11 protein-coding genes and 1 pseudogene are annotated in these 12,103 nt (G+C 36.9%); 4 read left to right on the top strand and 8 right to left on the bottom strand.

Annotated elements, in window-relative coordinates:
• From VB711_RS12595 to VB711_RS12585, 3 genes are all read right to left on the bottom strand, one after another.
• On the bottom strand, nucleotides 1–891 hold an 891-nt coding region (locus VB711_RS12595; protein WP_323286399.1), incomplete at its 3' end, for an iron-siderophore ABC transporter substrate-binding protein.
• A 116-nt stretch (nucleotides 892–1,007) separates the two neighbouring features.
• The gene (locus VB711_RS12590; protein WP_323286398.1) at nucleotides 1,008–3,611 is read right to left on the bottom strand and encodes a TonB-dependent siderophore receptor; all 2,604 of its coding nucleotides are present in this window, start codon (nucleotides 3,609–3,611) and stop codon (nucleotides 1,008–1,010) included.
• Nucleotides 3,612–3,815: 204 nt separating this feature from the next.
• Nucleotides 3,816–3,953 carry a hypothetical protein gene (locus VB711_RS12585; RefSeq protein WP_323286397.1) on the bottom strand — a complete coding sequence of 46 codons (138 nt, stop codon included), beginning with the start codon at nucleotides 3,951–3,953 and terminating at the stop codon, nucleotides 3,816–3,818.
• A gap of 144 nt (nucleotides 3,954–4,097) precedes the next feature.
• Here VB711_RS12585 and VB711_RS12580 point away from each other — a divergent pair, with 144 nt between their 5' ends.
• Both VB711_RS12580 and VB711_RS12575 read left to right on the top strand, forming a co-directional pair.
• Nucleotides 4,098–4,508 carry a XisH family protein gene (locus VB711_RS12580; RefSeq protein ID WP_323286395.1) on the top strand — a complete coding sequence of 137 codons (411 nt, stop codon included), beginning with the start codon at nucleotides 4,098–4,100 and terminating at the stop codon, nucleotides 4,506–4,508.
• A gap of 56 nt (nucleotides 4,509–4,564) precedes the next feature.
• Nucleotides 4,565–4,861: a XisI protein gene (locus tag VB711_RS12575; RefSeq protein ID WP_416233577.1), complete on the top strand. Its 297-nt coding sequence runs from the start codon at nucleotides 4,565–4,567 to the stop codon at nucleotides 4,859–4,861.
• Nucleotides 4,862–4,870: 9 nt separating this feature from the next.
• Here the strand turns inward: VB711_RS12575 and VB711_RS26455 are convergent.
• Nucleotides 4,871–4,990 (bottom strand): annotated as a pseudogene (locus tag VB711_RS26455) (hypothetical protein); the annotation flags it as partial.
• A gap of 246 nt (nucleotides 4,991–5,236) precedes the next feature.
• Nucleotides 5,237–6,241 (bottom strand): AraC family transcriptional regulator, encoded by a 1,005-nt coding sequence (locus tag VB711_RS12565; protein ID WP_323286393.1) that lies wholly within the window; start codon nucleotides 6,239–6,241, stop codon nucleotides 5,237–5,239.
• 448 nt (nucleotides 6,242–6,689) lie between these two features.
• Between VB711_RS12565 and VB711_RS12560 the strand changes: the two genes are divergently transcribed.
• Complete coding sequence (locus VB711_RS12560; protein ID WP_323286392.1) at nucleotides 6,690–7,139, top strand: thioesterase family protein; 450 nt, start codon at nucleotides 6,690–6,692, stop codon at nucleotides 7,137–7,139.
• 7 nt (nucleotides 7,140–7,146) lie between these two features.
• On the opposite strand, the gene VB711_RS12555 is transcribed toward VB711_RS12560, so the two are convergent.
• Genes VB711_RS12555 through menA form a run of 3 tightly spaced genes read right to left on the bottom strand, consistent with a single transcriptional unit; the run spans nucleotide 7,147 to nucleotide 10,366 of the window.
• Entirely contained in the window at nucleotides 7,147–8,454 is a 1,308-nt protein-coding gene (locus VB711_RS12555; protein ID WP_323286391.1) for a 2-succinylbenzoate--CoA ligase, read from the bottom strand.
• Complete coding sequence (locus VB711_RS12550; RefSeq protein WP_323286390.1) at nucleotides 8,439–9,407, bottom strand: o-succinylbenzoate synthase; 969 nt, start codon at nucleotides 9,405–9,407, stop codon at nucleotides 8,439–8,441. Before VB711_RS12550 ends, VB711_RS12555 begins: the two co-directional genes overlap by 16 nt.
• A gap of 59 nt (nucleotides 9,408–9,466) precedes the next feature.
• Nucleotides 9,467–10,366: a 2-carboxy-1,4-naphthoquinone phytyltransferase gene (gene menA, locus VB711_RS12545; protein ID WP_323286405.1), complete on the bottom strand. Its 900-nt coding sequence runs from the start codon at nucleotides 10,364–10,366 to the stop codon at nucleotides 9,467–9,469.
• Nucleotides 10,367–10,591: 225 nt separating this feature from the next.
• On the opposite strand from menA, the gene VB711_RS12540 reads away from it, so the two are divergent.
• Entirely contained in the window at nucleotides 10,592–12,007 is a 1,416-nt protein-coding gene (locus VB711_RS12540) for an isochorismate synthase (protein ID WP_323286389.1), read from the top strand.
• The last annotated feature ends 96 nt before the right edge of the window (nucleotides 12,008–12,103 follow it).

Genomic DNA, 12,103 nt, shown 5'->3' with positions numbered 1-12,103 from the left:
CCCTATATAAACTTGATTTTGCTGCACAGCTTTGATTTTAGACCATAAAGGTTTTTGCTCAAGCTGTTTGATCACTGAGTGATCATCTTTGCGTAGCGGTGCAATAAACAGGATATCGCTGTCAATCTTGGGTAAAAGTTCTTCCGAAAGAGGTAAATCATTGTCACCAACTTCTGAAAATATAGGATTCAATATGCCAATATCATTTAAAATTCCACCAGCAAAGGATTTTTCACGAGTAATCACTAATTTTCCGGCAGCAACAAAAGCAAATGATATGTGAATTTTTCGATGATTATTATTAATTCTCTGTTTTAATTGGTTAACACGTTGGTGATAGTGATTTATCTGTTGAATGCCTGTTTCTGTTTTGGTTAAAATTCTGGCAGTATCTTGAATGTGTTGTTTCCAGTTTCCTCTAGTTTCTATCCAAGGTAGAACTACTGTAGGTGCAATTTGTGAAGCATATTTATAAACTCCTGCAAATCCTGGGTGGGAAATCACAATAATTAAATCAGGATTTAGTAATACAAGTTTTTCTAAATTAATTTGATCACTGGAACTATATAAAATTTCAACACCATCTGCTTTTCCTTGAAAGTAACGAAAGTCATCTTCTATTTCAGTTGTGATCCAAGTGGCGATCGGTTTGATGCCTAAAGCTAAAACTGCTGCAAAACTATTAAAATCTAAGGTGACAACTCGTTGAGGTTTGAGAGGAATACAAGTTTCTCCTTTGATGTGTTGCACTATTCGACATTTTGCACTTTGTTGTTGAGATATTGAGTTTGTAGCTTCATAAGTAAAACTTTCCCTACCAACCCAAATAGCTGTAAATATCAAAATCCCCAATAAAAAGATAGCAATAAAGCGACGTGAAATTATTTTCATAGATTTGTGCTTGATAAAACAGGATTCAATACACATCTCCAGAAATTGAGAAAGTTATTGTTTCTGAAGATATCTAGTAAATCCTGCCAGCTTTTATCCGTTAGGGAAATTTATTGTCAAAATGTCAAAGAAACAGTTCCCTGGACTGTAAATGGCGCACCAGGAGAGACTCGCAAGCGATTGAAAGCATTTTCAAAATAGTCTACGTTAAAGAGGTTTTTGATATTAATCGCGGCACGGAATCTGTCTTGTTTATAAAAGACAGCAGCATCGGTTGTAAAGTAGCTAGGTACTTCAAATGTATTTCCAGTATCTCCAGCGCGATCGCCTACATAAAACAATCCTAACCCAAAGCCTAAACCCTGTAAATCACCTTGTAGAATTTGATATGTTGTCCACAAACTAGCAGCATGGGGAGTTGTTCTTTGCACTTGGTTGCCGACGGGAATGCTATTATCTTGGGTGACACGAGCATTGTTGTAAGCATAACTGGCAAAAACATTCAATCCTGGTAAAATTTCACCGGTAAGGCTCAGTTCAATACCTTGGCTGTTTTGTTCTCCAGTTTGCACCGAAAAACCCACGTTATTTGTGTCTTCAGTTAAAACATTCGATTGAGTAATATCATAAAACGCCAATGTAGCCGCAAGTCCCTGGCGCAAATCTGCTTTCACCCCCACTTCGTACTGCGTACCTCTTATCGGCTCAAAGTCACTACCATCAAAGGCTTGACCAATAGCTGGTTCAAAGGAGCGACTGTAGTTAGCATAAAGGGAAATGGGTGGAATTGGTTGATAGACAATGCCCAAACGGGGACTAAAGGCACTTCCTGATTGACTTGTTTCTGTATTAGCGAGAAAATCTTTGTTGGTTTGGGTGAAGGTATCAAATCTACCACTGAGGAGTAACTTGAAGTTGTCGGCAATTGTTACCTGATCTTGTAAGATAATGCCAAGCTCATCAGTGACGGTATTGCTATCTAATGCAAATGTAACGTCTCCAGATGGTTGACCATAAATGGGATTAAATAAGTCAATGGGTGCGCCCGATCGCTCTGTAAATGTTAAACTATTATCCAGTCTCCCTAGATCAATACCAAATAATAATTGATGCTGGATTGAACCTGTGACAAATTTGCCAATAGCATTCGTTGTTAGTCTATAGTCACTATAGCGATCGCTATAATCACTATCTGTTCTTAGTAGGGTGCGATTATCACTCAAAAGTTGAGTTCCAACATTGAGTCCAGCACCGTCATAGTTCAGGTATCCATATCGAAAAGAATTATTTAATGACCAATTCTCGTTTAATTTATGCTCTAACTTATATCCAATCCTGGTAGTTGTGACATCAAGCTCACCTTCATTGGTAATGCGGGTACGGGGTATATCACCATTGGGATTAGAAAATATTGTCCCAATCGCTGGTAAGCCTAAGTTATTGTTCTCTTGCTGTAGGTTCTTATAAATTCCTTCAATGGTCAGATTTGTATTCTTGTTCAGTTCCAGACTGAAAACTGGCGCGATAACTAGGTTTCTAGTTTGGCTCAGATCAGTGAAAAACCCTTGATTTCTGTAAGATGCGTTCAGCCGATATAGGGCTTTTTTCTCATCATCTAGAGGCCCCGATATATCCACCTCACCACGGTAAAAATCAAAACTACCCACAGTTGCTTCAATAAAGTAGTAAGGATCTCGTAACGGCTGTTTAGTGACAAAGTTGACTGTTCCCCCCGGTGATGTTGAACCCAGTAAAACTGAGTTTGGGCCAAGCAGAACTTCAATATTTTCAATTCCTGTTAAGTCAGGACCCACATTAGAGGCTAAACCGTTACTCTCTTTAATACCATTCACAGTAGATTGGCTAAAAAATCCTCGCACTTGCAATCGTAACGAGTCAAAGTTAGAAGGTGCTGCGTTACGCACACTGGGAGCATTCAGCAGCGCACTAGATATATCGGCTCGTTGATCCCGTAACACTTGTTGAGGAATAATCTGAATTGATTGGGGAATATCCCGCAGTGGTGTATCTGTTCGCGTTACGGTGGAGGCATTGGGGATGCGATATCTGTCTTGCTCCCCTGTCACTACCAACTCAATTGGCTCATCCTGCTGGGCTGCTGGTTGTTCTTCCGTTGGTGTTTCCGGGGTTTGTGCAGATGTGGCTATAGATGGAACTGTAAAAATTAACCCTTCATCCCCATCAAACAACTCAACCCCAGGTAAAGCTTTCTCCCCAACCACCGTTACCCGCACGGTATTAGCATCAATATTTGTAACTGTAATTTCTGTAATTCCCTCAAGGGGTTTTTCGGATTTAAACGTGAAAGCATCCCCATTGGGTAAACGCAACTGCCCACCAGATACATCTGCAACAAAGTTATTACCTTGACTGCGATTTGTGACTTGCAGTTTTTCTCCCAGGGTCGTCTCTAAAATTACTTCCACACCCTTATCTGTGGGATTAGCTTTCACACCCGTAATAGGTATAACTTGCCCTGTTATCTCGTTAGTTGGTGTCTGTACTAATAATTGTGCGTTAGTTGTAGGAAGTTCTATTTTTTTGAGTTGGGGAATTTGATAACTCGTTTCATAGTTTGTCCCGGCATCTTGCGAGTTAGGTTTCTCACTAGCCCCTACCGATGAAACTGCAACAATACTCAAACATCCCGAAAGACTGATTAACAACGATAGACGAACAGATAAACACCAACTCCTCATAGTTCCTCACACAGCGATTAAAGCTTATTATTGCAAATTATTTTTGTTAGCTATGAGGTGTAGTGTAGAAAAGTTGACTGTGGCTTGTCTATCTAAAAAATGCCATTTTATGATCCAAAAACTGCCTTTTTTCGCTGCCAAGCATTTCCTCTGGCATAAAAGTAAAGGGTCAATAGTCAAAAATTTAGTTCTATTTCCTTACTATCAGTGTGGTATAAACTGCAATGCTTGGTAAACAGCTTCAGGATTAACTGCGATCGCTCTAAGATATGCCTGTGCAGTTTGGTCGGGTTGGCTGTGTCCGTCAGGGTGCATTCTGACGATAGCAATCTTCTCTTTCATGTTTTGTAGCCCTGCGTGCGGATATTAATCGGATGCGATGCCTTTGGCAACCACTTTGTGGTATCGCCGCTAGAAAGTCTGATAGATATGTTAAATTAAATTTGTAATTTATCTTGCTTTTGAGAAAGTTTGTATAGTTTCTGTATGGGTAAAGATCGGTTTCATTATCTGGTTAGAACAGCTTTAGAAAAAGAAGGCTGGCAGATTACGGCTGATCCTTATGAACTTAATATTGATGGCGTAGATTTTGAGATTGACTTAGCAGCAGAGCAAATGTTAGCCGCAGTGCGGGAAAATCAAAAAATTGCTGTAGAAATCAAAAGCTTTATCAGTCCATCTAATGTTTCAGATTTTCATACAGCTTTAGGGCAATTCCTCAACTATAGAGATGCCCTTGATTTGACCGAACCTGACCGTCAACTTTATTTAGCAGTGCGATCGCCAATTTATGAAAGTTTCTTTCAACGCCGATTTATTCAATCTGCGGTTCAACGATATCAACTGCGATTAGTTGTTTATGATGTGCTACAAGAGGTAATAGTGCAATGGCTGTAGAACAATATCGGCAATATATCCAGCACCTTCTCTCAGAACGCGCTCAACGCTCTTCTATGCAGCGAAATTTCCAAGAATATGATATCCAGACTATTTTTGATACTAAACAAGATCACTATCAACTTCTTTATGTTGGGTGGCGTGGAAATAAACGTGATTTTGGCTGTGTTTTACATCTTGATATTAAGGATGGCAAAATTTGGATTCAGCATGATGGGACAGAAGTGGGAATTGCAAATCAATTAGTCGAGATGGGTGTGCCTAAGCAAGACATTATTTTGGCTTTTCATGAGCCAGATGTACGTCAGTTCACTGGTTTTGGTATGGATGAAACGGAGTTTGCTCTCCATTAATCTATAGTTAACTGTAATTTCCCTAATTCCCTCAACAGATTTTTCCGAACGAAATGTAAACGCTTCACCACTGGGTAAACGCAGTTGAGCATTGGGAATATCTGCAATAAAGTTATTCTCACCACTGCGAGTTATGTGTCTAAATCTTGCCGTTTCTCACCAGCCTATACTGATGAAACTTAGGACTCATATTTAATTTTTGAACAGATAAATAATAACACACCCTACCTGTACTTAGATTGTTTCATAAATCAAATCGGATTCTTATAGTTCCTCACACAGCAATTAAAACTATTTATTGCTAATTATTTTTGTTAGCTATGAGGTGTAGTGTAGAAAAGTTAACTGTGGCTTGTCTATCTAAAAAATGCCATTTTATGATCCAAAAACTGCCTTTTTTCCTGCCAAACACTGACTAGGTGTGATGCCATACTGTCGCTTAAAGGCTGCTGCAAAGTTACCCAGATGCCCATAACCCACTAGATTTGCCACTTCTGCAACTTTGTAATTGCCTTGATGCAATAACATTTCTGCCTTCTGTAACCGTTGCTGTGTCAAATAACCCATAACAGTTGTATTAAAAAGTGCTGAAAAACCTCTCTGGAGAGTGCGAACGCTGACTCCTACTTGCTGCGCTAGTTCACAGAGTGATGGCGGATATTCTAGTTGTGTGGTCAAAATTTCCTTAGCATGGTGGATACAGGCAATAGTCTCAGGTTTTAGCCCTGATTTGTCATGAATTGGCTGTTGTTCTGCCGAAATCCAATCCAGGTGCATAGCGACTAACTCAAATACCTTCGCCTGAAGATACATCCGCTTTGCTGCACCGCGATAGGGTACATTCCACATTTGTTGAGCGAGCGATCGCATTACTGGTGTCACCTTGGGATAAAATGAAATTTTCCAGTCTTCCCCTTTAAACAATAATTTCTGAATATCAGAGTTATATTGCCCATCTTCCAGCAAAAACGACTTTAGCACTTCTGGCTCAATATGTACATTCACGCAAGTTAAACCCTCTCCAGCGCGATATTTTTCAATGTAGCCAGGGGAAATTCCACTACCAGAAAAGTAGCTTTGTGTTCCACCCAGATTAGGGTGAACATCATCAAAGTACAGAAAGCCTGATAGAAAAATTGTGAACTGAATCGAATGGTCATGGGCGGGTGTTTTCACCATCAAGTCCTGGTGATATTCGTAATCTGAGAAATCCAACCACACCCCAGACGATAGCTTCATACTGCGATTGTAGCCCCGTCCCAAGATTTCCGGCATACCCACAATCTCCTCAAAGCTATCAAGTACGAGATTTTCTAGCTGGGGTTGAGGAGTCTTTTGGTACAGTTCATCAAGGTCTGATTGGCTGAGGATGATTGTCATGCTGGATTTAGCTAAGTGCAATTTATTATCAATAAGTTTACCACTAAATTGCGTTTAGCCTGTTCCCCTACTTGAAGCTACTGCTCATTTTCGTACCGCAGGAAGGAAGTCAAAACCATTGCAGCGTAATATTTTCTAGATTTGAAATTGTTGTTTTATTTACATCGCCCTGTCCTAGTTCCAAAATTCATAGCGATAAGTAGTCGTGCAAAATAAATTTTATATTGAGGAAAGGGAACAACAAACTCTTAACAGTGAAGAAACTAAAGCTGATTCAATCTCATGTTTTTAAATATGAGTTTTTTTGTCTCCTGTTTCCTCTGAAAGCGATATTAATTATAGAATATATGACACAAGGGAAGTTTACATTTTGAGATTTTTTGAGTTAATAGCATCAGCTAATTCTCAACTTTTTGGTATTTAACAATCTATTAAGGAATTTGAAGCGATGATTTTTACCTATCAACGTACCGTGCGTTTTCAAGATACTGATGCCGCTGGAGTGGTTTATTTTGCTAATGTCTTGGGCATTTGTCATGAAGCTTATGAAGAATCATTAGCAGATTTAGGGATTAATCTCAAAGATTTTTTTACTAATCCAACTCTCGCTTTTCCTATTGTACATTCTAGTTTAGATTTTTTAAGACCGATGTATTGTGGTGATAAGTTACTGATTAGTTTATCACCTCAAAAAATAGGTGATACTAAATTTGAAATTAGCTATGAAATTACCATATCTGAAGTAATAGTTGCCAAGGCAATTACTAGACACGTTTGTATTGATGTGGGTACTAGAATTAAGCAAGAATTACCTACTCAAATTATTAATTGGCTAGAAACTAACCGTAGGGAGGGTGAAAGTGAAGAAAGAAGAAAGTTAAGAGAAGAAATTGTGTAATTTTTAATTACCTATTTGAGATAAAATCCTGGGCAATTTGTTGGAGTTGTTGACGGTTAATTTTACCTTGGGCGTTGCGAGGTAAGCTTGGTAGGGAAATCCAGTATTTGGGAATTTTGAATTTACTAAGTTGATTTTTGATTTGATTTTCAATTTTTGAAGAAGATGTATTTGCAGTTTTGGGAATATATAAAGCTGTTACTGCTTGTCCCCAATATTTATCAGGTATACCAATTACACAAACATCAATCACCATATTAGTTTTTTGAATGACTGATTCAATTTCTATGGGGTAGATATTTTCGCCTCCTGTAATGATTTTATCACTGCTACGTCCGGTTATATGTAAATAGCCTTCTGCATCTAAAAAACCAATATCATCTACTAATAAATTATCTTTATCTTCCCATATTTGGGGATAGTAACCTAGCGCTAGAGATTTAGATTCAATATTGATATTTCCTGTTTGATGATTAATTGTTATTTTTGTATGGGGTAGAATTTGTCCACTGTTAATTTTACCTTGTAGAAAATCATCTGGTTTGAGAGTAGCTACTTGGGAAGCTGTTTCTGTCATTCCATAGGTTAATGCTAATTTGATCTGATGAAATCTGGCTTTTTCTATTAACTCATCCCATGCTGGTGCGCCTCCTAAAAATACAGTATAAAATTGGCTTAACCATTGAGTTAATTGTGGATCTTGTAACAGACGTTGTAGTTGTGTGGGGACTAAAGATAGAAAATATTCCGATGGATTAATATAATCTTTTTGATAAAATTCTAATGTTTGGAAAGGAGTAATAACTAATTTACCGTTAGTGGTTAAAGTCCGCATAAATTGCATTAAACCACTAACATGATAGAGAGGTAACACACAAAAAGAATTAACTGTGTTTATCTGGAAATATTCTGTAAACCCTTGTACAGAAGCCATTAAAGTTTCCCATGTATGGATAGCAAACTTAATTTTTCCTGATGAACCACCGGTAGGAATCATAATAGTGTTGGGAATGGGTAATGAGTAATTAGAGTTATTATCTGTATACTCCTGTTGGACTAAATTAAATACTTGTTCCCATTCCTGCTTTCCCCAGTCTGGATTACATAAAAAAGCTGGACATTTAGCTGCACAAGCACCAAGAAATTTAGCTAAAAATTGTATTGGTTCACGTTCTGCTATAATAATTTTTTGTGGTGGGATTTCAGTTAATTTTAAATAAAATTCTGTGGCTATTCTTTTAAATTCTTGGCTACTATAACCAATTAGCAAATCATGGTTTTTTAGGTTTTGTAGATAATTTAGAGGTTGTTCCATAAGGTTTGAAGCCAATTTTGTTGTTGTGTAAAAAAGTGGTTAACGCCAAAACCAACGGCGCGATGATTGAGAGATAATTCGGCGGCTAATTTTAATGATGCTTGTCTACCAATTTCTGTTTCAAAGACTGATGAAAATACTTTGTCAATTTGATTTTGTTGACAAAATTTTCTTAACTGCGATGGTGAACCTACTATCCCTGGTTTAATCACAAAAATTCCTCGCCAACCTTGTTGATAACAATTTTTTAGTTGTTGCAATGTGGCGACAGATTCATCTAAGGCTATCTTGGTAGAATATGATTTACTCAGTTTTAATATTTCATGAAATTGATTAATTGGTAGGGGTTGTTCGATAAATTCAATTTTTGTTTGTAGTTGATCACAAGTTTGTAGCCATAATTTAGTTGTTTCGTAATTAAGTCCACCATTAGCATCTAACCGTAGTTTGGCTGAATTGGGTAAATCGTGAATTAATGAGTTAAAAATTTTTAATTCTTTGGCTATATCATCAACGCCAATTTTCCATTTAAATGTTTGATATCCTTGTTCCCATAAAGTTTGCCATTGATTTAAAGCTTTTTCTCCTGCTGATAATAAACCGCTATAAGTCAGATTTGTAATTGTTGGGTTTTGGTGCATAAGATTTTCATAGCCTGATTCAAAACCAAATTGACAAGAGGGTAAGTGATCTGGAATAGTGAAAATTATCTCATCTGTGATTTTTCCTGGTAATTGCTGACAAAATTCTAAGGCTTGTTCTATAGTTTCTGAACCAAACCAACTGATGGGGGCGATTTCTCCCCAAGCAATTTGATGATTAATATCCATGAGACAGATAATTATACTTTCGCGTGTTTCCCAAATTCCATGATTGGTAATTACAGGCTGGGTAAATTTCTGGTTATGGTAACGGAAGGAGAATTGATAAGCTGTTTTATGTTGAATTTGCATGAATAGGGCTGGCAAGATGCCCACCTCACAAGAGTTTTTGTTGGTTTAAATGTTAATTATTAGCCTAATATAAATCCTGCACCTAATAGTAAGCAACTGGAAAAATGGACAGCGATCGCTATAAATTTACTATTACTTACTTTGTCTGGTAAATCATGATTCTCTAGGACGTGACGACATAATTTGAATGCAAAGGGTAAACTTAACCAACTTAATAATGTCCAAACTGGGAAAGTTCCTAAAATAACTAATAACAAATTGAAAGCATAAATGCTGCTAGTAAACCAAATTAGGACTTGTGCGGCTTTTTTTGTACCTAAACGGACAATGGGCGATCGCTTTCCTGCGGCTATGTCATCCTTAACTTGGTGAAAGTGTGAGCAAAATAGCACTACACTGGTAATAATGCCGACAATCACTGAGGCGGCTAAATTGATGATTGACCAAGTTTGAGTTTGACTGTAGTATGCTGCTGTCATTCCCATTGGACCAAAGGCAAAAAAGCAGAGAATTTCGCCTAAACCCTGGTATCCTAAACGAAAGGGAGGCCCTTGGTACATATAACCCAAGAAACAGCATAGCAAAATTATACCAATTACTATCGGGTCTTTTTGCAAAAGAGCGATCGCTATTATCCCCAACAAACCCAAACCTAAACACAGGTTTCCTAGCCAAAACATTAATTGTTTGTTACCAGTTAAATTCACCACAGAATGATGTTTATTTTGATCAATACCTGTGTCTGAATCAAAAACATCATTACTAATATTTTCCCAAGCTAAAATTAAAATTGCCGCAGCGACAAAAATTGAAAAAATTATTGGATTAAAACTCTTAGTTTCAGCATAAGCTACCGCTGAACCTACCCATATAGGCATGATAGCTACACTATACATTGGCGGTTTAATTGCCGCAAGCCATAATTTATTTTTTGGCAATGAAATCTGATTTTGAGTCATCATGTAAATTAAATTTGCAACAGTTTAAGGATGGTGAACGTCAAAAAATGCTAATTTAGTTGTGACGGAAAGCAGAATCAGACTGATCTATCTAGTTCTGGGAAAGTCTAGAACCAAGCAAAGCTTATCCTGGTTAACGGTCACGGAATATGTTACCTATAGAAATACGACCATAAATAATTACACTTTAGGAAGATAACTTAAAAAAAATTAACTTACACATCCATGACAATTTCACCATGTCGCAGCAGTTTCTTTATAGACTATCAAGATTTGCATCAATTATTATTAGCAATTCAAAAAAAGTGCTATGAAAACAATAGTCAGCAAATTTTTAGTATTTCCCTAAATATTGATTTAATTGAACCTCTAATTGTACTAGATAAATTTGCCGAGGTAAATGTCTTAAATTTTTACTTTGAAAACAGAAGTAACGGTGAAGCGATCGCAGCAATTGATAGTATAGCAAAATTAGAGATTTCTGGAAAAGACAGATTTACTAAAGCTGAACATTTCATCAAGGATTGTCTGAAAAATGTAATTAATTTTGGTGATATTCATCAACCTTTTGCAGGGACTCATTTTTTTTGTAGCTTCAGTTTTTTTGATCAGCTTCATCAAGTTGGTTATCCATTTCCACCTGCTACCATTTTTTTACCTAAGTTGCAAGTAGCTGTCAAAAATGATTGCTGTACCTTAGTTATTAATACAATTATTGATTCTAGTGTAAATATACAAAACATTATCCAAGATATAAAAACCAAAATTAAAATTATTCAATCTTTGAGAAATGGTTCTATAAATATTGAATTTGACTCTAATAAATTGTTTAATATAAACATAGAAAATTCTGATAGATATAAATATTCAGTATTATCAGTTTTAAAGAAGATTCAAATTAAACAGTTAAAAAAAATAGTTTTAGCAGATACTTTAGACGTTAAAGCCAGCAAGCCTTTTAATTTAATCAAATCTTTAAATAATCTCCGAGAATTTTACCCTAATTGTTATGTTTTCTCTACCAGTAATGGACAAGGGCAAAATTTTATTGGTGCTAGTCCAGAACGGTTAATTAGTATTCACCAGCAACAATTAATTACTGATGCTTTAGCTGGTTCTGCACCCAGGGGAAAAACATCTACGGAAGATGCTGTTAATGCAGATAAATTAATCAATAGTATCAAAGAAAAACACGAACATAAATTAGTCCTTGATTTCATTACTCAACACTTATCACAGCTAGGTTTATTTCCCCAAGTTTTAGCCCCACGCTTGCGACAATTATCTAATATCCAGCATCTCTGGACACCTATTACTGCTGTAGTTCCTAGCAATATTCATCCTTTAAAGATTGTGTCTAAATTGCATCCCACACCAGCAGTTGCAGGTGCAGATAGAGATATTGCTTGTGCAGAAATCCGTCGTTATGAAAGTTTTGAAAGGGGTTTATATGCTGCACCATTGGGTTGGGTTGATGCTGAGGGTAACTGTGAGTTTATTGTTGGTATTCGTTCAGCTTTAATTGACAGCGATCGCGCTAGGTTATACGCTGGTGCTGGTATCGTTGCCGGTTCTGATCCTGATAAAGAATTTGCAGAGGTACAACTTAAACTTCAAGCATTACTCAAAGCCTTGGTTTAAAGAGAGAGTTTATGGATAATTTACGGAATAAACTAACCACAGAGGCACAGAGTTCACAGAGAAAAGAGGTTTTGAGAGATATTTTGTGTAAGTCCT

Source organism: Cronbergia sp. UHCC 0137, assembly GCF_034932285.1.
GTDB lineage: Bacteria > Cyanobacteriota > Cyanobacteriia > Cyanobacteriales > Nostocaceae > Cronbergia.
This window is presented reverse-complemented; position numbering and strand designations above follow the sequence as displayed.